This window comes from Nocardia sp. (assembly GCF_025465275.1).
In the GTDB taxonomy this organism is placed as follows: Bacteria; Actinomycetota; Actinomycetes; order Mycobacteriales; family Mycobacteriaceae; genus Nocardia.
Genome location: NZ_JAODNK010000005.1, coordinates 1 through 24,021, shown reverse-complemented (window position 1 = coordinate 24,021; position 24,021 = coordinate 1). Strand labels below are relative to the sequence as shown.

General features: G+C 65.3%; 18 protein-coding genes and 1 pseudogene. 6 read left to right on the top strand and 13 right to left on the bottom strand.

Going from position 1 to position 24,021, the window contains the following annotated elements:
- Positions 1–181 precede the first annotated feature (181 nt).
- Positions 182–3,235 (bottom strand): excinuclease ABC subunit UvrA, encoded by a 3,054-nt coding sequence (gene uvrA / locus JWN03_RS01460; protein ID WP_297608465.1) that lies wholly within the window; start codon positions 3,233–3,235, stop codon positions 182–184.
- 169 nt (positions 3,236–3,404) lie between these two features.
- Entirely contained in the window at positions 3,405–4,235 is an 831-nt protein-coding gene (locus tag JWN03_RS01455) for a hypothetical protein (protein WP_297608462.1), read from the bottom strand.
- Between the two features lie 252 nt (positions 4,236–4,487).
- Here JWN03_RS01455 and JWN03_RS01450 point away from each other — a divergent pair, with 252 nt between their 5' ends.
- Positions 4,488–6,227, top strand: a complete 1,740-nt coding sequence (locus tag JWN03_RS01450) for a sensor histidine kinase (protein WP_297608460.1) — start codon at positions 4,488–4,490, stop codon at positions 6,225–6,227.
- Positions 6,228–6,296: 69 nt separating this feature from the next.
- Here JWN03_RS01450 and JWN03_RS01445 read toward each other — a convergent pair whose 3' ends face one another.
- Positions 6,297–7,493, bottom strand: coding sequence for a beta-ketoacyl synthase N-terminal-like domain-containing protein (locus JWN03_RS01445; RefSeq protein ID WP_297608458.1), 1,197 nt, complete (start codon positions 7,491–7,493; stop codon positions 6,297–6,299).
- A 175-nt stretch (positions 7,494–7,668) separates the two neighbouring features.
- Here JWN03_RS01445 and JWN03_RS01440 point away from each other — a divergent pair, with 175 nt between their 5' ends.
- Together JWN03_RS01440 and JWN03_RS01435 are read left to right on the top strand one after the other, a co-directional pair.
- Positions 7,669–9,003: a diguanylate cyclase domain-containing protein gene (locus JWN03_RS01440; protein WP_297608456.1), complete on the top strand. Its 1,335-nt coding sequence runs from the start codon at positions 7,669–7,671 to the stop codon at positions 9,001–9,003.
- 182 nt (positions 9,004–9,185) lie between these two features.
- Positions 9,186–11,552 (top strand): HelD family protein, encoded by a 2,367-nt coding sequence (locus JWN03_RS01435; RefSeq protein WP_297608454.1) that lies wholly within the window; start codon positions 9,186–9,188, stop codon positions 11,550–11,552.
- Between the two features lie 165 nt (positions 11,553–11,717).
- Here the strand turns inward: JWN03_RS01435 and JWN03_RS01430 are convergent, their stop codons facing one another.
- The 4 genes from JWN03_RS01430 to uvrB form a co-directional block, all read right to left on the bottom strand.
- Positions 11,718–12,170 carry a universal stress protein gene (locus tag JWN03_RS01430; RefSeq protein ID WP_297608627.1) on the bottom strand — a complete coding sequence of 151 codons (453 nt, stop codon included), beginning with the start codon at positions 12,168–12,170 and terminating at the stop codon, positions 11,718–11,720.
- A gap of 694 nt (positions 12,171–12,864) precedes the next feature.
- On the bottom strand, positions 12,865–13,281 hold the full coding sequence (locus JWN03_RS01425; protein ID WP_297608452.1) for a DoxX family membrane protein: 417 nt from the start codon (positions 13,279–13,281) through the stop codon (positions 12,865–12,867).
- Positions 13,282–13,371: 90 nt separating this feature from the next.
- A complete protein-coding gene (locus tag JWN03_RS01420) occupies positions 13,372–14,265 on the bottom strand; it encodes an AraC family transcriptional regulator (RefSeq protein WP_297608450.1) in 894 nt (297 codons plus the stop codon).
- A 57-nt stretch (positions 14,266–14,322) separates the two neighbouring features.
- A complete protein-coding gene (gene uvrB / locus JWN03_RS01415; protein ID WP_297608447.1) occupies positions 14,323–16,488 on the bottom strand; it encodes an excinuclease ABC subunit UvrB in 2,166 nt (721 codons plus the stop codon).
- A 454-nt stretch (positions 16,489–16,942) separates the two neighbouring features.
- Here uvrB and JWN03_RS01410 point away from each other — a divergent pair, with 454 nt between their 5' ends.
- The gene (locus tag JWN03_RS01410) at positions 16,943–17,527 is read left to right on the top strand and encodes a DUF402 domain-containing protein (protein WP_297608445.1); all 585 of its coding nucleotides are present in this window, start codon (positions 16,943–16,945) and stop codon (positions 17,525–17,527) included.
- 90 nt (positions 17,528–17,617) lie between these two features.
- On the opposite strand, the gene JWN03_RS01405 is transcribed toward JWN03_RS01410, so the two are convergent.
- Positions 17,618–18,040, bottom strand: coding sequence for a hypothetical protein (locus JWN03_RS01405; protein ID WP_297608442.1), 423 nt, complete (start codon positions 18,038–18,040; stop codon positions 17,618–17,620).
- Positions 18,041–18,227: 187 nt separating this feature from the next.
- On the opposite strand from JWN03_RS01405, the gene JWN03_RS01400 reads away from it, so the two are divergent.
- Complete coding sequence (locus tag JWN03_RS01400) at positions 18,228–18,752, top strand: DUF402 domain-containing protein (RefSeq protein WP_297608439.1); 525 nt, start codon at positions 18,228–18,230, stop codon at positions 18,750–18,752.
- A 43-nt stretch (positions 18,753–18,795) separates the two neighbouring features.
- Here the strand turns inward: JWN03_RS01400 and coaE are convergent, their stop codons facing one another.
- The gene (gene coaE / locus JWN03_RS01395) at positions 18,796–19,758 is read right to left on the bottom strand and encodes a dephospho-CoA kinase (RefSeq protein WP_297608435.1); all 963 of its coding nucleotides are present in this window, start codon (positions 19,756–19,758) and stop codon (positions 18,796–18,798) included.
- Positions 19,759–20,048: 290 nt separating this feature from the next.
- Between coaE and JWN03_RS01390 the strand changes: the two genes are divergently transcribed.
- Positions 20,049–20,261 carry a hypothetical protein gene (locus JWN03_RS01390; protein WP_297608639.1) on the top strand — a complete coding sequence of 71 codons (213 nt, stop codon included), beginning with the start codon at positions 20,049–20,051 and terminating at the stop codon, positions 20,259–20,261.
- A gap of 81 nt (positions 20,262–20,342) precedes the next feature.
- Here JWN03_RS01390 and JWN03_RS01385 read toward each other — a convergent pair whose 3' ends face one another.
- From JWN03_RS01385 to rpsA, 4 genes and pseudogenes are all read right to left on the bottom strand, one after another.
- Positions 20,343–21,872: a phospholipase C gene (locus tag JWN03_RS01385; RefSeq protein ID WP_297608432.1), complete on the bottom strand. Its 1,530-nt coding sequence runs from the start codon at positions 21,870–21,872 to the stop codon at positions 20,343–20,345.
- A 472-nt stretch (positions 21,873–22,344) separates the two neighbouring features.
- Positions 22,345–23,250, bottom strand: coding sequence for a hypothetical protein (locus tag JWN03_RS01380; RefSeq protein WP_297608429.1), 906 nt, complete (start codon positions 23,248–23,250; stop codon positions 22,345–22,347).
- Positions 23,251–23,284: 34 nt separating this feature from the next.
- A complete protein-coding gene (locus JWN03_RS01375; protein ID WP_297608427.1) occupies positions 23,285–23,593 on the bottom strand; it encodes a hypothetical protein in 309 nt (102 codons plus the stop codon).
- A 117-nt stretch (positions 23,594–23,710) separates the two neighbouring features.
- A pseudogene (gene rpsA, locus JWN03_RS01370) lies at positions 23,711–24,021 on the bottom strand (30S ribosomal protein S1); the annotation flags it as partial.

Sequence of the window (24,021 nt, the reverse complement as noted above, 5' to 3'; positions counted from 1 at the left end):
TTCGGACAGAAGCCCGGCGTGTTTCGGCCGGAATCCACACGCGAGATGATCCCCGTTGCCGTCGATCCCGGCCAAGAGCATGCCGGGATGACAGGTTGGGCTCCTCGCCCCGGCTCGGCATTCCACTCCCGGACCGGGCATCCCTCCCCCGGACCCGGTATCCCGGCCCGGGGCGCGTGGATCAGCGGAGGGCGGCTGCCTTGCGGCGTGCTGCTGCCGCCTTCTTCGCGGCGGCATCTGCTGGGGGCTTCTTCTGGGCGGCAGTCTTTTTCGCGGGCACACCATTGCTCTGCGCGGTCGTCTTCTCGGCGGTGGCCTTGGCTGCCGCCTTCTTGGCCGGAGCCTTCTTGGCGGCGATCGCCTTGGCGGGTGTGGCGGGCTGAGCGTCCAGGACCGTCTGCAGGAACTGGCCGGTGTAGCTCTCCGGTACGGCCGCAATATCTTCCGGGGTGCCCTCGGCAATGACGGTGCCACCGCCGGAGCCGCCCTCGGGGCCCATATCGATCACCCAGTCGGAGGTCTTGATGACATCCAGGTTGTGCTCGATGACGATGACGGAGTTGCCCTTGTCGACCAGGCCGTTGATGACCTTGAGCAGTTTGCGGATGTCCTCGAAGTGCAGGCCGGTGGTCGGCTCATCGAGAATGTAGATGGTGCGGCCGGTGGAGCGCTTCTGCAGTTCCGCAGCCAGTTTCACGCGCTGCGCCTCACCGCCCGACAGGGTCGGCGCGGGCTGGCCCAACCGCACATAACCGAGGCCGACATCGACCAGGGTTGCCAGATAGCGGTGGATCGAGGAGATCGGCTCGAAGAACTCCGACGCCTCCTCGATGGGCATATCGAGGACCTCGGCAATGGTCTTGCCCTTGTAATGAACCTCGAGGGTCTCCCGGTTGTAGCGCGCGCCGTGGCAGACCTCGCACGGGACGTACACATCCGGCAGGAAGTTCATCTCGATCTTCAAAGTGCCGTCGCCCGAGCAGGCTTCGCAGCGGCCGCCCTTCACATTGAAGGAGAACCGGCCCGGCTGATAGCCGCGCACCTTGGCCTCGGTGGTCGCGGCGAACAGCGTCCGGATCTTGTCGAAAACGCCGGTGTAGGTGGCGGCATTCGAGCGCGGGGTCCGGCCGATGGGCGACTGATCCACCTGCACCAGCTTGTCCAGATGGTCGAGACCGTTGATGCGGGTGTGCCGGCCCGGCACCTGCCGCGCACCGTTCAGCTTATTGGCCAGCACCGTCGCGAGAATATCGTTGACCAGCGTCGACTTACCCGAGCCGGAAACACCGGTGACCGCGGTGAGCACGCCCAGCGGGAAGTTCACCTCGACGTTCTGCAGATTGTGCTCGGTGGCGCCGACCACCGTGAGCTGCTTCTTCTTGTCCACCGGCCGCCGCAGCAGCGGCATCTCGATATTCATCCGCCCGGAAAGGTATGCGCCGGTGAGGGATTCCTCGTTCTCCAGCAGCCCCGGATACGGCCCGGAGTACACCACGCGGCCACCGTGCTCACCGGCCAGCGGGCCGATATCGACCACCCAGTCCGAGGCGTGGATGGTGTCCTCGTCGTGCTCCACCACGATCAGGGTATTGCCGAGATTCTTGAGCCGGGTGAGGGTTTCGATCAGGCGGCGATTATCGCGCTGGTGCAGGCCGATCGACGGTTCGTCGAGCACGTACAGCACACCGACCAGACCGGAGCCGATCTGTGTCGCGAGCCGGATGCGCTGTGCCTCACCACCGGAAAGCGTTGCCGCGGCGCGCGAGAGCGACAGGTATTCCAGACCCACATCGAGCAGGAAGCCCAGTCGCGCCTGCACCTCCTTGACCACCTGCGCGGCAATGGCTGCCTGCCGGTCGTCCAAGGTCAGCGAGTTCAGGAAGTCGGCCGCGCCGCCGATGGACAGCTCGGAGATGTCCGCAATGGACAGATCCTGCTCCCCCGCCCGCAGCGTGACCGCGAGAATCTCCGGCCGCAGCCGCGCACCGTTGCACACCGGGCACGGAATATCGCGCATGTACCCGTCGTAGTGGTCCTTCATCGTTTCCGATTCGGTGTTCTCCATACGCCGCTGCAGGAACGGCATCACACCCTCGAAATCGGCGTAGTACGAACGCTTCCGGCCATACCGGTTGGTATAGGAGACGTGCACCTGCTCGGAACTGCCCTCCAGCACGGCCTTGCGGGCCTTGAGCGGCAGGTCCTCCCAGGGCGTCTTCATGGAGAAGCCCAGCGCCTCGGCCAGACCCGACAGCAGCCGGGTGAAGTATTCGGCGGTCTGCCCGCGTGACCACGGTGCGATGGCGCCGTCGCCCAGGCTCAACTCCGTATCGGGCACAACAAGATCCGGGTCGACCTCCTTGCGGATACCGAGGCCGGTGCAGTCCGGGCACGCCCCGTAGGGCGAGTTGAAGGAGAACGAGCGCGGTTCCAGATCCTCGATATCGAGGGGATGGCCGTTCGGGCAGGCCAGCTTCTCGGAGAAGCGCCGCTCCCGATCGTGCGCGTGCTCATCACGATCCACGAAATCGAGCACCACGATGCCGTCGGCCAGCCGCAGCGCCGTCTCGATCGAATCCGTCAGGCGCTGTTTGGAACTGGACTTCACGGCGAGACGGTCGACGACCACCTCGACATCGTGCTTCTCCTGCTTCTTCAGCTTCGGCGGCTCGGTGAGCGGATACACCACGCCGTCGACCCGCACGCGCGAGTAGCCCTGCCCGTGCAGCGATTCGAAAAGATCGACAAATTCACCCTTGCGAGTGCGCACCACGGGGGCGAGCACCTGGAATTTGATGCCGTCCTCCATGGCCAGCACCTGGTCCACGATCTGCTGCGGCGACTGCTTCTCGATGAGATGGCCACAGGTCGGGCAGTGCGGCGTGCCCGCGCGTGCGAAGAGCAGGCGCAGGTAGTCGTAGACCTCAGTGATCGTGCCGACTGTGGACCGCGGATTGCGGTTGGTCGACTTCTGGTCGATCGAGACCGCGGGCGACAAACCCTCGATGAAGTCCACATCCGGCTTGTCCATCTGCCCGAGGAACTGCCGGGCATACGCCGACAGCGACTCGACATAGCGGCGCTGTCCCTCGGCGAAAATGGTATCGAACGCCAGCGACGACTTACCGGACCCGGACAACCCGGTGAACACGATGAGACTGTCGCGAGGTAGGTCGATATCGACCCCTTTGAGGTTGTGCTCTCGCGCTCCGCGCACCGTCAGGCGATCCGCCACTAGATCACCCTTTCAATATTTGTGAACCCGAGGCGATCCGCCACCGGCCATCCTTCCAACGTTTCGGCATCAAGAAGTCAATCCCCCGAAGCCATGCTAAGCCTGCCCACCGACAAGTTCGGCTACGCACACTGAAACGCTGGTCACACTGGGTAAATTGCGCGCTACATCAATCCCGGACAAGTCGGTCCGAGAACGACAACGACGCGTCCCGGGCAGATTGTTCCGGTGCGTGCCGGCGCACACACGGCACCACCATGGCGCGCGGCTGCAGGCCGCGATCACGCGGGCGATCCTCGGAGCCCGCGGCGGTCACCAGGGTCAGATCGCCGTCGAAGCGGCGGTAGAGCAGTCGCCCGCGACGGGTATCGGGATCGATGAAGAACAGGTACGGCACCCCGCCCATACACAGCCGCGCCGCGGCATCGTCCTCGAGCAGCGCCGGGACGGGATCACGATGCTGGCGCAGCGGCCGCACACCGAACTGACCACTCCAGCAGGCCACCGCATCCGCACCGGTCTCGGCATCGATATAGAGATGCGCGTCGTAATCCATGGCGTCCAGGGTCCGGGCCGCGGCCCCCGCCGTGGCCACCCGCAGCCCGCAATCCTTGCGCCGCACGATCGGCCGCGGGCCGCTGACCATGGCCAGACTCGGGCGAGCCGGGTCCGGCCATGGTCGCGACACCTCCTCCGGCGAGCAGCCCAGCCGCAGGTCCAGGCGCTCGAGCGCGAAAGTGGTGGCAAAACGACCTGGCCCGGCGACCTGCACCCGGAACGCCTTCCCCAGCGTCCGGATCGAGATCTGGGCGAGGGTGGTCCCCTCATCGGAGTCGGGCCAGTGCAGGCGGGCCCGCACCGGCCCTTCCACCCCGTGGCGGCGCAGTATTCTGCCGAGGCCGCGCACCACGCGGGTCACCTCTGCCGGCGGTACCGGTCCGTGTGTGGTCACCACGAAGTCCGGATCGATCCCGCTCGTCCACACGTCGTACGTGCCCATAACCGACCCACTTCCCGTTTCCAACCCGGCAACCCGCTCCTATGTCAACACGCGAGAGAGTGCTGCGGACAGAGTCGAAAGTCCCAAGCCGGGCTATTTTTTGGAAATCTTTCCGTTAAATAGTTGGCGAATGGTTGCCTCAGGCCAAATCGGTTGTGTGACACTGGCATACGCTGCAACAACCTTTCGGCAACCAGTGCGCGCGTAACATCCCGAGTGCCGCGTCGCATCCGACGGACAGCCAGGAAAACCATGCACGATGCACCCCGCACCGGGCCCTACTCGGTGCGCGACACGCTGTCGCAGTTGCGATTACGCGAATTGCTCACCGAGGTCAAGGACCGCGTCGAGCAGATTATCGACGCCCGCGACCGGATCGACGGGCTGGTTGAGGCCATGCTCGCGGTCACCTCCGGCCTCGATCTGGACCAGACGCTGCGCACCATCGTGCGCGCCGCCGCCAGCCTGGTGGACGCCCGCTACGGGGCGCTCGGCGTGCGCGGACACGATCAGCAACTCATCCAATTCATCCACCACGGCATCGACGACCAGACCCGCGTGCTCATCGGGGCCATGCCCGAGGGGCACGGCGTCCTCGGGCTGGTGCTCGGGCAATCCGAGCCGATCCGGCTGGATGATCTTGCGCGCCATCCCGCTTCGGTCGGATTCCCGCCGCACCATCCGCCCATGCGCACCTTCCTCGGTGTGCCGGTACGCATTCGCGGTGAGCTGTTCGGAAACCTGTACCTGGCCGAGAAATCCGGCGGGCACCCCTTCACCGAGGATGACGAGGTGCTCATGCAGGCGCTCGCGGCCGCGGCCGGTATCGCCGTCGACAATGCACGCCTGTACGAATCGGCCCGCACCCGGCAGGCGTGGATCGAGGCCACCCGCGATATCGCCACCGAATTCCTGGCCGATACCGATCCGACCAAGGTGCTGGCCCATGTGGTCGAGCACGCCCGCGAGCTCACCGCCTCCCAGCGCGCACTGCTCGCGGTGGTGGCCGATCCGGATACGCCGCCCGAGGACGTCGCCGAACTGGTGGTGGCGCAGTGGTCCGGGCCAGGCGACAATCCGGAGGCCGCGACCGTGCGCGCCATCGGCACCGCCGTCGGCCAGGCCCTGACCACCCGGACCCCGCTGCGTTTCGACGATGCTCGCCAGGTCGATCTGGGCGCCGCCATCGCCGATATCGGGCCGGCGCTGGTGCTGCCGCTGCACACCCCCGATTCCACACTGGGCGTGCTGATCACGGTGCGCTCCGCCGAATCCGCGCCGTATACGGACGAATTGGTGGAGTTGATCGCCGCCTTCACCGATCAGGCCGCGCTGGCAATGCAATTGGCGGTCGCGCAGCGGCGCATGCGTGAACTGGACATCCTCACCGATCGCGATCGCATTGCCCGCGATCTGCACGACCACGTCATCCAGCGGCTCTTCGCCATCGGCCTGTCACTGCAGGGCACGGTGCCCCGCACCCGCGTTCCCGAAGTGCGGCAACGACTCAACGACACCATCAATGATCTGCAGGACGTGGTGGAGGAGATCCGCACCTCCATCTTCGATCTGCACGGCGGCGACGGGCACAGCACCCGGCTGCGGCAGCGCATCGAACGCGCCATCAAACAGCAGACCGCGACCACCGAGATCCGGGCGCTCATGCATGTCACCGGGCCGCTGTCGGTGGTCGAGCCCGCTCTCGCCGATCATGCCGAAGCCGTTGTGCGCGAAGCGGTCAGCAATGCGGTGCGGCATTCCGGAGCCGATACCATCACCATCGATATCGGGGTGGCCGACGACCTCACCATCGTGGTCGCCGACAATGGCTGCGGCATTCCGGAGGGCATCACACCCAGCGGGCTCACCAATCTCGCCCACCGCGCCGAACAATCCGGTGGCCGGCTCGCCGTCTACCCGCGCCGCGACGAGTCCGATACCGAGATCAAGGAAACCGGCACCAAACTGCACTGGTCCGTGCCCCTGCACTGAGGAGATGTGCGGATCCCGGCCAAAAGCTCGCCGGGATGACGGAGCAGCTCGGTGGGACGACGGGCGCTGTCAATTGACGGGACCGAGTACCAGTGCGGAGTTGTTGCCGCCCATGCCCAGCGCGGTCTTCACGGTGAGCCCGTCTCCGCCGGCCATCACACCGTCCACCAGGCGCGCATGCGCGGGCGCGACAATCGGCGCCGACACCACCACCCCGCGTTCGTAGCCGAGTGCGATCGATGCCACCTCGACACCGGCCGACGCCGCCTGGCAGTGCCCGGTCAGCGGTTTGGTCGCGCATACCAGCGGGCGATTGTCGAAAAGCTGGGACAGCAGCGCGGTTTCGGCATCGTCGCACTGCTGGGTGCCGGAGCCGTGCGAGTTGAGGTAGGCGATCTCCTCGGGCCGCACATCGGCGCTGGCCAGCGCGCGGCGCACGCATTCGAAAATCTGCTCGTGCGAGGGATCCACCGAGATCACGTGATAGCCGTCATTGGTCATGGCCCCGCCCAGGATCGCCGCGTACGGGCGGTCCGCCTCGCGGGTCACCACGAAGGCCGTGGAGGCCTCACCCCAGCTGAAGCCGCGGCTGCCGGTCTGGAACGGGCGGCACGCCGTCAAGGGTTCGACATCGGTGACGGCCGCGCCCAGGGCCTCGAAGTGATCGACCATATCGGGCGTTCCGGACAGATCGGTCGCGACGACCACTACATCGTCGGCAAAACCCTGTGCCAGCCACAGCTGCGCGGTGAGCAGTCCGGCATTGGCCGACGAGCACGCCGCGGTGACGTTCATCGCGGGACCGTGAAAGCCGAACTCCTGCATCAGGTTCGAAATCGGCGTGGACGGCAGTAGTCGCAGATAATCGCGGGCGCGCCGGTGGCCGTGATCCTCGACATAGAAATCGCGCCACTCGTACACATTGCCGAGCACGATGGCGTGCAGCAGACCCACGGTGTGACCGGGCCGCCAGCCGCGCGCGGTCGCATCCGCGACGGCCTCGCGCACCGATTCCTGGACAGCCCGGACATACCGGCTCGGGCCGACACTCGGATCGCCACCTTCCGGCACGCGGGCAACCCAGCCGTGTCTATCGCGTTCGGGGCCGTACCCTGAATGGAGCCGGGCTGCGGGCTTACCACTCAGCAAACCCTCCCAGAGGGTTTCTCGACCCCAGCCGTACCCGGTGACGGCACCGATTCCGGCAATAGTCATATGATCTTGGTGCTGTTCCGCAGTGTGCGGGATGGGGGTGGTGCCAGGCATTGCATCGTTCCTTCCCGGAGCCGGTGCCTGTAATGATCGCCAGTAGCAGGCCGATGCTGTGCGGAACTGTGATTGATCCAATAGCGGTTGGTGCGGTCTCCAGCAAACCTCGCCGATCACACAATAGTGCCGAGCTCCAGCGACGCGTTTCACCGACGATCAGGGGGTGCTTGAGGTGGTTGGTAACGATCGGGCAAATACCCCGACCGATGCCGAACAGCTGGCCCAGCGGTACCGCACGCTGGTGGAGCACAGCCCCGACGGGGTAGTGGTCCACGAACGCGGCACCATCGTTTACGCCAATCCGGCCATGCTGCGGCTGCTCGGCGCCACCTCCGTCGACGATGTCGTCGGAGCACCCGTCGCCGATTTTGTGGAGGCACGCGACATTCCCGGCATGCTGGAGCGCATACGGCGCCTCACGATTGCCGGAACCGCTTCCGAGCCCGCCGAATTGGCGCTGGTGCGCTGTGACGGCAGCACCTTGGACGCGGAGACCGTATCGGTGCTCACCGCGTGGCAGAACCGGCTCGCCTATCAGGTGGTGGTGCACGATCTGACCCCGCAGCGCCGCGCCGAGGCCGCGCAGGCGCGGGCCGAGCAGTTCTTCACCACCGTGGTCTCGCAATTGGAGGAGGGCGTGGTGGTCATCGACCGGGAGGGGCATATCGAATCGGCGAATCCGGCGGCGCGCCGCATATTCGGTTATGACGCCGACGATCTGATCGGCACTCGCCTCGACGATCTCCCGCTGTGCCTACTCGATGCCAATGCCCAGCCGATGCCGCCGACCTGGACGCCGGTCATCCGCACCCTCGCCACCGGAGAAACGGTCACGCGCTTCGTCTTCGGGGTGGATCGTCCCGACGGGCAGCGGCGCTGGCTCTCGGCCAGCAGCCGCCTGCTGAATCCGGAGGACCCCAACTCCCCCGCGGTGTCATCGTTCAATGACATCACCGAATTCCGGGCCAGCCGAAGGCAATTGGAGTACCAGGCCACCCATGATCCGCTGACCGGGCTGGCCAATCGGGCGCTTGTTTTGTCCCGCTTGGCAGGTGCGCTGGGCACCAGTGAGGATCTGCCGGTCTCCACGGTGCTGTTCATCGACCTGGACGGTTTCAAGATCATCAATGACACGCTCGGGCATGCCATCGGCGATACGGTCCTGCAGATCGTGGCGCAGCGGCTGCAGCGCGGCCTGCGCTCCGATGACATCGTGGGGCGCATCGGCGGTGACGAATTCCTGGTGCTGCTGTCCGGGCGCACCCTCGGTGAGGATCTGGAAGCCCTGGTCGCCCGGCTGCGCCAGACCATGGCCGAGCCGATCATCGCGCGCGGGCATCGCATACAGGTCAATGCCAGCATCGGCATCACGCCGCTGCACGCCGGCGACGCACGCACACCGGAAGCCGTCCTGCACGACGCCGATATCGCCATGTATCGGGCGAAACCGCCGGGGCACCGGGACAACACACTGACTCGCCGTAGCGACAGCACGCACGCGTCTTGAATGTACCCAGCCTGACCTGCCCAGCCTGAGCCGCTCGTCACGCTTCACCAGCCGATACGGCGAGCCGGGGAAACGCGAACTAGACTCGACAACTCTGTTCTCGATGGTTCGCGCGCCGTGCGCCCCAGCACCGCGTGGTGACAAGGAGTTCCGTTTTGCCCGACCTCACCGAGGAGCGTTCTGTGTCCGCGTCACCGTCCGAAGCCACCAAGACGGCGGCGGAGCTGGAACGCGAACAACAGCACCTGACACTGCTCTACGAGCGGCTCGACGGGATGCGCGAATACGCGCAACGCCGACTGCGCACCGTCCTGCTGGAGACCGGCGGCACGCCGCAGGCTCGTAGTGAACGGGAATCGTTCACCCAGCTCTACTCCGAAGACCTATCCAAGTACGACGCCGCCGAGCACGGGCTGTGCTTCGGACGCATCGACCTGGCCGAGAGCGACGAGCCGGCGGACGGGGCCTCGTCCAATGGCAGTGCCTCGTCCAACGGCAGCGCTTCGTCGAACGGGAACGGCGCTTCCGGCGAAGGCGAGAAGCGCTATATCGGCCGCATCGGCATCCTCGACGAGACCGACGACTACGAGACGCTGCTACTGGACTGGCGTGCGCCCATGGCGCGGCCGTTCTATCTGGCCACCACCGCCGCACCGGACGGCATCACGCGGCGGCGGCACATTCGCACCCGCAATCGCAAAGTCACCTCGGTCAATGACGAATACCTCGATCTCGGGACGGCCCGTCGCGACGGTGTGATCAGCAGCGACGGCGGCGTGGGCAGCGAGAGCGCACTGCTGGCCGCGCTCAATGCCGCACGCACCGGGCATATGAACGACATCGTCGAAACCATTCAGCACGAACAGGATGCGATCATCCGCTCCGAGCACAAGAGCGTGCTCGTGGTGCAGGGTGGTCCCGGCACCGGTAAGACCGCGGTCGCGCTGCACCGTGCCGCCTATCTGCTGTACACCTACCGCAAACAGCTGGACAAGGCCGGTGTGCTCATCATCGGCCCCAACTCCACCTTCCTCGACTACATCGGGCAGGTGCTGCCCTCGCTCGGTGAGACCGGTGTGCTGCTGTCCACCGTCGGCAATCTGTATCCCGGAGTGCAAGCCACACTGGAGGATTCGCTGCGGGCCGGACAGCTCAAGGGTTCGCTGGAGATGCTCGAGGTGCTCAAGCGAGCGGTGCGGGACTGGCAGGAGATCCCGAAGGATCCGGTGCGGCTGCACTTCGACGGGCGCGAACTAAGCCTGGACCGCCGCGTTGTCACCAAGGCGCGGGGCCGCGCCCGCTCCTCGCGGCGGCCGCACAACCTGGCCCGGCCTATTTTCGCCGCCGGGGTGGTGGACGCGCTCACCGATCAGTTGGCCGCGCTCATCGGCGCCGACCCGCTCGGTGGGCGAAACCTGTTGAGCCAGGCCGATCTCACCGAGATTCGCGACGAAATGCGCGCCGACGCCGATATCCAGCGCGCCATCGCGGCGCTGTGGCCGCTGCTCACCCCGCAGGATGTGCTGGGCGGACTGTGGGCCGATCCCAAGCGCCTGGCCGATGCCGCAAGTCAGCTCAGCCCGGCCGACCGAGCCGAGTTGCAGCGCACCGACAGTGGCGAATTCAGCGATGCCGATGCCCCACTGCTGGACGAGCTGGCCGAACTGCTCGGCATCGACGACAGCGAGGAGCGCGAACGGTCCCGCCGGCGCTGGCGCGCCCAGATCGCCGAGGCCCAGGACGCCCTCGATATCCTCACCGGCTCCGCGCCGCAGGACCTCGAGGACGACCTCGATCCCGAACTGCTCATGGCCTACGACCTCATCGACGCCGGCCAGCTCGCCGAGCGCCAGCAGGTGCGCACCAGCCAGACCACCGCCGAGCGCGCCGCCGGGGACCGCACCTGGACCTACGGGCACGTCATCGTCGATGAGGCGCAGGAGCTTTCGGAGATGGCGTGGCGAATGGTCATGCGCCGCATTCCGAATCGGTGGATCACCGCCGTCGGAGATGTCGCCCAGACCGGCGATCCGGCCGGCGCGTCCTCCTGGCAACAGGTGCTGGAACCCTATGTGGCCAAACGCTGGAAGCTCACCGAGCTGACGGTCAACTACCGCACGCCCGCCGAAATCATGGCGGTCGCCGCCGATGTGCTGGCCGAGATCGATCCGGGCGCCTCCATCCCCCGGTCGATCCGCGATTCCGGCTTCCAGCCCACCGCACACCGTGTGGCGGCCGCCGGCCTCGCCGCCGAGGTAGGCCGGCTGGTGGCTGCCGAGGCCGAGCATCCGGGCACCACCGCGGTCATCGTCCCGCACGACGCGGCCGCGAAACTGGCGCACCTGACCGATGATTCGGCCCGCGTGCTGACCGTGCACGAGGTCAAAGGCCTGGAGTTCGACGCGGTCATCCTCGTCGAACCGCAGCAGATCCTCGACGAATCGCCCCGCGGGATGAACGACCTGTACGTGGCGCTGACCCGCTCCACGCAGCGACTCTCGGTGGCGCACACCGAGGACCTGCCGGAGGTCCTGCACCGCTTGCGGTGAGAAGCGGTTCGGGGGCAAGGCCCCCGAACCCCAACCCACGCGGGTTCAGCGCACAGGACGCAAAGCGGCCGTGACCAATTGGCCACGGCCGCTTTGCTGTCGATGGGCTCGGGGGCGACGCCCTCCTATCCCCTTTCGGGGGTGTGGGGGCGAAGCCCCCACTTATCAACGCACGGTGTGCACGATGAGCACGTCGCTGCGGGACTTGCGGGCCACGTCCGACGGCACGGAGCCGAGCAGACGACCCGCGAGGGTGTTGAGGCCACGGTTACCGACCACGAGCAGGTCGGCGTCGAGCTCCTTGAGCAGGGTGAGCAGCGATTCGACGGGCTCGCCGACAACAGCCTTCTCCACCACATTGGTAGCGCCCGCGGCAATTGCCTTGTCGCGCGCCACGCGCAGGATCTCGCTGGTCGGCGCGGAGCCGCGCACCTGGTAGGCCTCGTCCTTCAGTACGTCCGCGGCGGCTGCGACGTCGCGGTCGTCGGTCGGGTAGTACGCGCAGGCGATGTACAGCGTCGCGCCCGCGGCGCCGGCCAGAGCAGCGGCCCGCTCGACGGCGACGTACGACGAGTCCGAGCCATCGGTACCGACGACGATCGTCCGGTAGGCGGTCATTCTCTCCTCCAAGTACAAAGGTTGGGGCCGCGGTGTCTACGTTCCGTAGTTACCGCCGCGGCAACTGCGCCTGACAATAGCGGCATAACCGGCGGAAATTTTCGATATCGCAACACATCACAGTTGCGTGCCGCACCGGGGCTGTCACACATTCCCCGCACGCTGCGCATACGGCACCGGCTACCAGCGAATTCCCCACCGGCAGTGTGAAACACCACAAATCGCCAACACCATTGTGCCCCTGGGACATTCGTCACAACACAGGATTTCTACGGGATACGGATCGGCCCATCCGGCGCGTTTGCACGCACTGGATGGGCCGCAAATCCGCTACCTCACAGATCGTGATAGTCGGCCCAGAACCAGCCGAGAATCACGCTCAGAACGTTCATACGTTCCTCTTCCGTTCGTGAAACATGCGAGCCTCCACACGTCTCAAGACCTGATCGATTACTCCACCAGGGTTGACCTGAAACCGCAGCCCCAGGTCTGCTCGTGGCAGTACCACCGCCTACAGAATCGCAGGTCTTACCTGGTTTCCATCGAGCTTTTCACGTCCGACGCAACTCGCCTGGACGGCTTCACAAAAGCGGCTGACTACCTGACCGACGGCTTGGTTTTCGCCCCCAGCCAGACCCGTCAAAGCCTATCTCGTGCTTCGCCTTTTGGGCACGAAACGCCGCAGCAGTACGGTTCAGAGGCTGAAAAGCGGTCCTGTCAGCGTCAATCCGAGATCGCCGCCGACGTAGGCGAAGAAGGCGAACAGCATGAGCGCCGCACCGGCCAGCGAGATGTCCTTGTTGAAGGAGATCATCTCGGTCTGCTTGGCCTGCGGATCGGTTTCCTTCCAGAAAGCATGCATCAGGAAGGCGGTCGGCAGCAGGAAAATGAGCAGCAGCAGGGCGCCCAGATCGGCCCAGACGCCGAGCAGCACGCTCAGACCGCCGAGGACCAGTAGGACACCCGAGCCGAATACCGACAGCTTGGCCGCCGGGATTCCCTTGAACTGCGCATACTGTGCCATTGCCTCGGTCTGGGTGAGGTGCCCGACGCCCGAGGCCAGAAATAGTAGTACGAAGAGGATTCGCCCGATCAGCACCAGAACATCCATGGCCCGCTCCTTATCGATTGCGTGGTTGCCGCAAGGTGATATGGCAACCAACCGTTGATGAGGCGTGCTTATTTCCGATCTTTGTCCTGATCAGGACAGTAGCGAGAGTCGGGCGTATTCCAGCGGAGCCATCCCGATCTCCTGCGCGAACTCGCGGGAGAAATGGGCCTGATCGAAGTAGCCGAGGTCCAGCGCGAGGGCGGCCAGATCGGAGGTGCGGCCCTCCGCCAGCAACTGCGCGCCGTCCTGCAGCCGGAAACGGCGCAGCACCCACTTCGGGCTGACCCCGACATAGCGGCGGAACAGCCGCTGCAGGGTACGTATCGGCGTGTCGAAACGCTCGGTGACCTGGTCGACGCGGGTGAGTTCGCGATCGGTCTCCATGGCGTCCATGATGCGCAGCACCAGGCGGTAGGCGGTGTCATCGGCGACCGCGCGGCGGGCGGCGGCCTCGACGAGGAACGTCTCGACCAGAGTGCGGCGACTCTCGTCGTCCGGATCGGCCAGAATCCGGTCGGCCAGATCTCCGGCCTCGGGAAGCACCTCGGTCAGCGGCAGCGCGGTATCGCGCAGCGAGCCGACGTCTAATCCGGTGAACGCGCCGAAGCCACCCGGGCGGAACTTCACGCCGAATGTCTCACCGACACCGGCCAATTCACGCACGTACTTGGTGGTCCAGACGCCGGTGACGAAGCCGCCGTGCTGATCGGGCGTGTGCTCGAAGGTCATATTGACCACCGGAAAACCCAGCACCTCGGCGATGTAGGGCGGCTGACCCCGCCGGTCCCAGCGCACCGACCAGTAGAACTCGACATAGCGACTGACCTGTTCGCCGGCCGGCAAACGACTGTGGTTGCTGACGGCGATCTGCTCCCGCGGGCGCAGAATTCCTTTCGCCGTCTCCGGCGGCGGCACCGGGCGCGGGGCATACGCCTCCGGGAGCAGGTCGGACGACTCCGAGTGCACCGAATCCTCACCGGCCATGCGGCTATCGCCTTCCTACAGGATCCGAACCGGCGCGCCGCGAACAGTTGTCGTCACTCATTGCAGACCGGCCGCGTCCATACCGCGCAACTCCTTCTTCAGATCGGCGATTTCGTCACGCAGGCGACCGGCCAGCTCGAACTGGAGTTCGCGCGCGGCGTTCATCATCTGCGCGGTCATCTCCTTGACCAGGTCGGCGAGCTCGGCGCGCGGCATGGACTTGATATCGCGGCCCTCGTAGACACCGGCGCTGACGGCGCGACCCGGTTCACCCTGGGCGCGGCGGCCACGACTGGAGTTGCGGCCGGATCCGCCCACCTCGACCTCGGTATCCTCGGCCTCGCGGTACACCGTGTCGAGAATGTCGGCGATCTTCTTGCGCAAGGGTTGCGGATCGAGGCCGCGCTCTTCGTTGTAGGCGACCTGTTTGGCGCGGCGGCGATCGGTCTCGTCAATGGCGTGCCGCATGGAGTCGGTGATCTTGTCCGCATACATGTGGACCTCACCGGAGACATTGCGCGCCGCACGGCCGATGGTCTGGATGAGGCTGGTGGAGCTGCGCAGGAAGCCTTCCTTATCGGCATCCAGAATCGCGACCAGCGAAACCTCCGGCAGGTCGAGGCCCTCGCGCAGCAGGTTGATGCCGACCAGAACGTCGTACTCGCCGAGTCGCAACTGCCGCAACAACTCCACGCGCCGCAGCGTGTCGATCTCCGAGTGCAGGTAGCGCACCCGCACGCCGAGCCCGAGCAGATAGTCGGTGAGATCCTCGGACATCTTCTTGGTGAGGGTGGTGACCAGCACCCGCTCGTCCCGTTCGGCCCGCAGCCGGATCTCGTGCACCAGATCGTCGATCTGCCCCTTGGTCGGCTTCACCACCACCTTCGGGTCGATCAAGCCGGTCGGACGAATGACCTGCTCGACGAATTCGCCACCGGTCTGGCCCAATTCGTACTTTCCCGGGGTGGCGGAGAGGTACACCGTCTGCCCGATGCGGTCGGCGAACTCCTCCCAGGTGAGCGGCCGGTTGTCGACTGCCGACGGCAAGCGGAAGCCGAACTCCACCAGATTCCGCTTGCGCGACATATCGCCCTCGTACATGGCGCCGATTTGTGGGACCGTCGCATGCGATTCATCGATGACGAGCAGGAAATCCTCGGGGAAATAATCGATGAGCGTTGCGGGCGCGGTACCCGCACCGCGGCCGTCGATATGGCGCGAGTAATTCTCGATGCCGGAGCAGAAGCCGACCTGACGAATCATCTCCAAGTCGTATTGGGTGCGCATCCGCAATCGTTGCGCCTCCAGAAGCTTGCCCTGCTTATCCAATTCGGCCAGACGCGTTTCGAGTTCGGCCTCGATATCTTTGACTGCCCGTTCCATCCGATCGGGACCGGCGACATAATGGGTCGCCGGGAAAATGCGAACCATATCCACCTGCCGCACCACATCACCGGTGAGCGGGTGCAGGTAATAGAGCGCCTCGATCTCGTCACCGAAGAATTCGATGCGGATCGCCAATTCCTCGTAGGAGGGAATGATTTCGACGGTATCGCCGCGCACCCGGAAACTGCCGCGGGTGAAGGACATATCGTTGCGGGTGTACTGCACATCGACCAGCAGCCGCAGCAGCTTGTCGCGATCGACCTCTTCCCCGACCTCCAGCATGACCGAGCGGTCGAGGTAGGACTGCGGCGTACCGAGGCCGTAGATGCAGGACACCGAGGCCACCACCACGACATCACGGCGCGACAACAGGCTGGAGGTGGCCGAATGGCGCAGACGCTCCACGTCGTCATTGACGGAGCTGTCCTTCTCGATATAGGTATCGGTCTGCGCGATGTACGCCTCGGGCTGGTAGTAGTCGTAGTACGAGACGAAGTACTCGACCGCATTGTTGGGCAGCATCTCGCGCAGCTCATTGGCCAGCTGGGCCGCCAGGGTCTTGTTGGGGGCCATGAGCAGGGTCGGCCGCTGCAGCTTCTCGATCAACCAGGCCGTAGTGGCCGACTTGCCGGTACCGGTCGCGCCGAGCAGCACCACATCCCGCTCGCCCGCATTGATCCGCCGCTCCAGCTCCGCAATGGCGGCGGGCTGGTCACCGGCGGGAACATGCTCGCTGACCACCTGGAACCGGCCCTCGACCCGCTCGATATCGCCGATAGGCCGGAACTCGGAATGCGCCAGCGGCAGGTCGTCCGGGATCTCGGTTGCGAAAGCCATGTTCACACCCTAGGACGACCCACCGACAGGTTCACGCCGAGCGGTACGAGTCGCAGCCGGGAGCGCCGCGACCCGGGGCCGACCCGCCCGAGCAGCCGGTGACGCTGCGCACATCTGCGGGCGATGACCGCGCCGCCGCCTGCGCCGCGCCGGCCGATCCGTCCCGATTTCCCCGCGGATGTGCGTCCCAGACCCCACATCGGGAACGAACCGAGCGCCTCGGCGCGGCGCGGTCGGGACCTGAGGATATTTCGAAGTGTTTACTTTCGCGCGGCGCCACCCGGAACAGAGCCAGCTGTACCAAATGTCCGAATTATAGTTTCCCCCAAGGAAGTTCAAAGAAATTCCAGGTGAGCGAGGGTGAAATTCCGCTCCGCTCACAGCCGTCCGATTCCCAGGGCCCAGGTGTAACCTGATCTGGCTGGTTTGCACGAGTCGGAGAAGAGGCAGGGCGATGACCGGTCTGCATATGCCACAGCGGAATTCCACCAACGGTGCTGACCCGCGCCGGATGGGAAACACCACTCCCCCAGTATCGCCGCATCGACCCAGACTCGAGTATTTCAATCTGGCGGCGCTGTCCTGGACCGATTATCACGGTTACTTACATCAGGTCGAGCGGCTGATCGCGCAACCGTGGGGTCTGTATGTGGAGCGGATCGTGGACAATCCGCGCTTCCACTACATCGAATCCTGGTTGCTGCCAGAACTTTCGCTCCGCGTGACCGTGTATCACCTACGGCCGGGCCATGATCGCGGGCAGACCTACTACCTCGACATCGGCGATTACGCCCGGATCGAGCCCAAGAAGTGGCGCGCGGAGGGACACTATCTACACGTGGTGGCCCGTCCCGGCCAGATGCCCGAACTTCTCGGCATCGACGAGCTGCTGTCGGCGCACGCCGCCGGGCACTTCGATACCGCTCGCACCCATCGAGCCATCGAACGCGCGGCGGCGGTCGTGGACGGCATTGCCGCGTGCGGTCATGATGTCGACCGCTGGCTCGCCACCAAGGGTCTCGCGCTCAGCTGGCTGTAAAGGCGCTTCGGTCGGCTAGGCACGAAAAGGCCACCCGGTCCGTCTTGTGTTCGGCCCGGGTGGCTTTCGTTTTGCTCGTACCGCTCCGATTTAGCCGGACAGGCTGGGGAACAAGCCGTTCAGGCCGCAGCCGACACTGCCGAAGGCGCTGGAGGCAGCAACCTGGACGACAGTCGACTTGCTGATGAAGTCCTGCGTCGCCTGAATGGTGTGGGCGCCGGCGGTGGTCGGGGTCCACTGGATGGTGACCGAATTGCTCAGCAGCGACGGGGTGACGGGGCTGCCGGTGATCGCGGTGCCGTTATCGGTGAAGCTCACCGACAGCAGGCGGTCGACCGCGACGGTGGCCGTGACCGTATAGGCGCAACCCACCTGTTGGTTCGAGCCGCCGACCGAGATATCACTGACCCAGGCACTGGCCTGCGGTGCTACCAGGACCATGGTCGCGGCAGCGGCACCGAAGGCGGTCAGACCCATTCCGGCGCGGCGAGCGCGGGCGCTCATTGCGTTCATACTGTGTACTTCCCTCTTGGTATGTACCACCCACGTCAGGTGTGGGTAGCCGCACCGTAACGAACACTGGTGTTTCACATTGCAATTTTCCGCAAAATAGTCCTGCAAAACACCATTTACCCAGTTCGGGCCACGACTCGGCCACACTCCTCTGGACGATGGCGGCCCGACAAGAGATGCTGTTGGCATGACTCAGGCGCCCGCGGTAGATCTGCACCGGCCCAAGGTGGAGTACTTCAACGTCGATGAGCTCACCAATATCGACCCGAAGGGCTTTGTGCGCGCGGTCGAGCGCTACCAGGTCGAGCCCTTCGGCCTCTACATGGCGCGGACCTCCGATCATCCGGAGTTCCACTACATCGAATCCTGGCTGCTGCCGAGCCTGTCCATTCGCGCCACGGTCTTCCACTTCACCCCCGCGCACCTGCGCGACCAGGACTACTACATCGATATCGGAGAATACGCACAGGTCGGACCGAAGCGCTGGAAATCGGTGGACCACTACCTGGATCTGGTGGTGCGCACCAATCGCGATGTCGAACTGCTCGATGTGGACGAGCTGCTCGCCGCCCACGCCGCCGGCTATCTGGATCTGCCCGAGTCCCAGCAGGCCATCGAGACCGCCACCACCGTCATCGACGGAATCGCCGCGCACGGCCATAGTTTCGAGGCCTGGCTACAGGCCCGCGATATCACCCTGACCTGGAAGTAGTTCCCGCGGGCTCCGGCGCGCACGCCGGAGCCGACGGTCGAGTTCACGCCTCGACGGCGACAATCACATTCGCGAGACGACCCGGGTCCGCCGTGGCATGCCGGACTTCCACCGCACCGAGCTCACGGTGCACAGCGCTGTCGACGCGCGGAAAACCTATCTCCGCCAAGCGATCCCGCAGCCCGTCGGCCACGCCCGCATCGGCGACCGTTATCCGAATGTCGAGCACATCCTCCGCAGGCTTGCCTGCCACCGCGGTCGGCCCGACATGTTCGATGCTGCGCGCATCGGCCCCGCAGGCGACCGCGAGCCGGGCGATGATCCGCCGCGCAGCCGCCGGCCACTCCGGATTCGCCTCCACCACCGGCGATTCGGCGGGCTGCGGCGCGGGCGTGCGGGTACGCAGATTGTGTTCGAAGGGGATCAGCCGCTCGTCCCACAGCCGGTGCACTGCGGCGTCGATCTCGCCGTTCGCGCCATTGTTGTCGAGCAGCACATCGGCAACGGCGCGACGCTGAGTGTCGGTGGCCTGGGCCGCGATTCGCGCGCGGGCATCGGCTTCGTCGATACCGCGGAACTCCACCAGCCGGTGCAGCCGAGTCTCCTCGGCGGCGTCGACGATCACCACCAGATTCATGAACGGCGCCAGGCCGTTCTCGACCAGTAGTGGAATGTCTTGTACGACAATGCCGTCGGCGGGTGCGGAGCCGATGAGCTCGGCGGTGCGCTTACCGACCAGCGGATGCACGATGGCATTGAGGATGCCGCGGGCCTCGTCAGTGGCGAATGCCTTGGCCGCCAATGCCGGTCGATCCAGGCTGCCGTCGGCGGCGAGAATATCGCTGCCGAAAGCATCGACCAGGGCCGTCAGCCCCGCGGTGCCGGGTGCGACCACTTCACGCGCGATGACGTCACTGTCCACCAGCACCGCGCCGCGTTCGACAAGAATGCGGGCGACGGTGGATTTACCCGCTCCCATGCCTCCGGTGAGACCGATTCGCAACATTTCCCCAGTCTCGCATTAGGCTCCCCGCCCGCGCGCACTACCCCTCACCAGCCGAAAGATTGGATTACCCACTTACGCAGGCAATTCCACCGGCGCGCCGACAGTTTTCCCATTCCGTGATATTTACGAGACCGATTTGCAACTTTTTAGCCCAATCCCGACCGTTTGTCGGCAACATTCCGACACGCCGGGGAGAAAGTCGTGCAAAATCCGGTGTCGCACACTTTTGTTCGGCTAAGGTTTCGCCGCAGGCGATCCAGGGCCGGTTACACGTAGGAGAAGGAACACCATTGGGCACCAGAAACATCCAGACGGGTCGGCACCGTCTGGGACTGCCGGGCACGATGCATTGCATCGAAATTCCCGCGGTCGCGGCAGCGCTCGCCGAGCATCGTCGCGCATGGTTCAGCGCACTGCTCAGTCCCGCACGGCACAGTTTCGCCGCCATGCGAAAACGCTCCACCTCAGCCACTGTTCAATGGGTTCCGGCCACCGCCATGTGACTGTGAATACGACTGTGGCCCAGCCCCACCAGGGACTGGGCCACACTCGTGCGTGCTCCGGACGGCTGTAGCCGAGTGCCCTCAGACGAGGCCGCTGGGCTTCCGACGAGTACCCGGTTCCTGAGTGGGCATGAAGTTCGGCGGCACCGGGTACGGGATACCTGCATTCGCGTAACCGAGCGCGACATTCGGACCACACTGCGCCAGTGCGGCATTCACCTTCCGGTCTGCGGGTCCGAAGGCGGGCTTGACCGCGTCGCGACCCGAGGCGAAATCGAATGCCGATGTCATATCGCCGGTGACGCCACGCCGCCAGGCCGTCAGGTTCGGCACGTCCACACCGAAACGACGCTCCAGCAAGCGCAACTGCGAGGTGTGGTCGAAGGTCTCCGAGGCGACCAATCCGCCCCGGCTGTACGGCGAGATCACGAAGCAGGGCACGCGATAGCCGAGCCCGATCGGGCCCGCGATGCCTTCCGACTTCGCGGCGCTCTCCAGCGGCACGGTGACGTACTCCCCCGGCGTGCCGGGTGGCGCGGTCGGCGGCGTGACGTGATCGAAGAAGCCACCGTTCTCGTCATAGCTGACAATGAGCGCGGTCTTCTCCCACACCGCCGGATTCGAGGTGAGGATATCGAGCACCTGCATAATGCCGACCGCGCCCAAAGCCGGTGGGAGCGCGGGGTGTTCGCAGTTCAGCAGCGACGGAATCACCCAGGAGACGGCGGGCAGCTGATTCGCCGCCACATCGGCGGCGAAATCGCTCGGATAAGCCGGCACCTTACCGCGTCGCGCCAGCTCCGACGCCGGATCGGCGGCCTGCTTGAAGCAACCCAGCATGCCGTCGAGAATCACAGAGGACAGCGGGCCGACATCACGATTGTTGTAGATCTTCCAGCTCACGCCGGCATCGGAGAGGTTCTCCGGCATGGTCCGCCAGCTGTACGCATTCTGCGGGATGAGCGTGGGGGTCTGGAGCAGCGGACCACCGTTGAGCCCATCGGGGTCGATGGTCCCCGACATCCAGTACAGCCGATTGGGATCGGTGGGGCCCAGCACCGAGCAGTGGTAGCTATCGCAAATGGTGAAGGCGTCCGCGAGATCGTGGTGCACCGGAATATCGGCGCGGGTGTAATACCCCATGGCCGCAGGCCCGTTCCCGGCGCCGACCGAGGCGATGGACATCGGCATCCAGGCGTCGTTCTTCCCGTTGTTCCAGGACTTGTGCATGGCTGCCCAGGAGTGGTCCGGGTCGTTGATGCACTCGCCGTCGAGGCTCGCACCGCGCTCGGTGTCCAGGCGGAACGGATTGATGAACCCGTCCGGGGTCGGGCCGACACCCGGTGCGTACCCGTACTGGTTCCATGCCGGCGAGGGATCATCGAATCCCCGCACACCCGAGAGGGTTCCGAAGTAGTGGTCGAACGAGCGGTTCTCCTGCATGAGCAGTACAACGTGCTCGATATCGCCGAGCCCGCCCATCCCCGCCGGATCTGCGGCGTACGCCCGCTCGATGATCGGACCGGCCAGCGATGCCAGACCGGCGGCACCGCCCGCAGCCATGGCCTTCGCCAGAAAATCTCGTCGATTGATACCGGCGAACAAGCCCATACTCCGACAACGCCTTCCGCTAGGTGTGAAAACTGAACGCGCCGAATCATTCCAGTTGGGCGCTTGACCTACATCCAACCTTCGGATGATGTCCGTACAGCAAACCCCCGGTATCCGACCGGTTTCCGGCGCCACGCCGCGCCGAGGCGGACATCACACTACTGAGAATTCCTGACAGCGCCTCGCAGGTACCTCGCGTGTCCGCATGGGCCGACGGCAATACCTGAAAGTGACTCTCAGGTATCCGGCGTTCAGAGGGAACGACGACACGATCCGCGACACCCACCCGACCGGATCCCACCACTCTGGCGAGCGGATCGGCGCGTCGGTCGAGCGGCCAACTTCGTGGCCAGGCTTCGCCGCACGGTGCTGAGCGTCCGACTATTGCTGATTGTGCCGAATACGCGGCCGCGTATTCGACACTGCACCAACACTTCCGCTGCAACTCGTGGCTGCCTGCTCTGCGCCGGACTCAGCCGAGCACCGCCTCCACCGCCGACAGGATCGACTCCAGCGCGGCGGTGTAAACCGATCGCATCGGTTCGGCGAAATCCGTTCCGGCCCAATGGTCCAGGACTCCCGTGGGGGCTGGGGTTGGGCAGGGCTTCTCACGCGCCGCACGAGCCCGGTTCGATGTTATCGCCAGGCTCGAGGGTTGGCCCGTGACGCTCCTCTGTGCGTAACGGGGACCGCTCGAGTGACGCGACAGCTTCATACCGAGTCCGCGTCGACCGATCGCTACGGCCGCACCGTGGTGGGTGGTGACCGTGTGACCGGAAGTTTGTGTTTGTTCCTGTAAAGGTGTGCGCCAGTATCGGTTCCGGGCTTTACTGGTGCAGGTCGGATCGACTGATACCACGACGATACCGCGTTGTCCAGCCATGCCGCGCAGGCGTTCCCGGAATTTGGCGGTGGGGATACTCGCGACGGTGCGGCGAAACCTCTTGCCGCGCCGGCCACGTCCCATCGTTTCCCGGCCTGCGCTGCGGGCGTCGCCGAAGTCGAGGTTCTCGATCACGATCGCTGCACACCCCGAGTGTTCGGCCTTGTTCACGAGTGCGGTGATCCCGGCACGCAGGTGCCCGTCTCGCCGGGACGCTGAAAAGCCTTGTCCGGCCAGGGCGCTCGTGGCGGGTTCGCCGATCGGGTTGCCGGACTTGTCCAGGACGCACGTGGCGAGATGCCCATCGTTGAGATCGACCCCCAGTACACGTCCGGTTTGGATAGCGGCGAGCGGAATGGGCGGAGCAGGCGCGAGGCCCCGGGGGGCATCCAGGTACCAGCGTCGGCAGGCCGGGTCGTACACGATGTCGTACCGAACGGCACGGTTGCTGCCAATCCGATCACGCCACTCCTGGTGCCGATGATGGAACGCCACCGGGGCATCAATGCTCAGGTGCGTTCCGAACCGATCAGCCAGGGCAGCGGGAACTTTGATCTGCAGTTGCCCCGGTTGCCGGTGTGACGCGGATGGTTTCGTTCCCCCCGGCTTTGCCGGTTTCACCATCCGCGGTCAAGAACATACGCACCGCATCCCATTCCTGACGCCACTCGGCACACAAGCTCACCCCACCCGCCATGCTAGTCACCGCGTCCGGATCGACCAGCACCGAACGCTGATTCATCCGCATCGCCGCGACCGGCACAGTTGCCCCACAGACCAGCAGTAAGCGGTCCGGGATTGCATCCCCCTGCGACCCGGCCCATTCCGTGAGATTCATGTAACCACTGTACGAAATCGAACGTATGTTCGCTGAGTATTCGGCGGACAGAAAACCCCCGGGTCCATAACGGACCCGGGGGCTCTTCTAGCTATCGCTTATCGCGAGAGCAGCGAATCAGGCGTTGCCCGACAGCTTCTCACGCAGTGCGGCCAGCTGCGCATCGCTCGCCAGCGAGCCACCGGCGGGCTCGGCAGAGGACGAAGAGGACGACGAAGACGTGGCGGTCGCGACCTGCGCACCGGTCTCCGAGGAGTAGTTCGACGAACCACCGTTGGCAGCCTCAGCTGCGGCATCGGCGGCCATCTTCTCCATCTGAGCGGTGTGCATCTTGTGGCGACGCTCGGCCTCGGCGTACCGGCCTTCCCACTCTTCCCGGACCTTGTCCGAACCCTCGAGCCATTCGTTGGTCTCGGGATCGAAGCCCT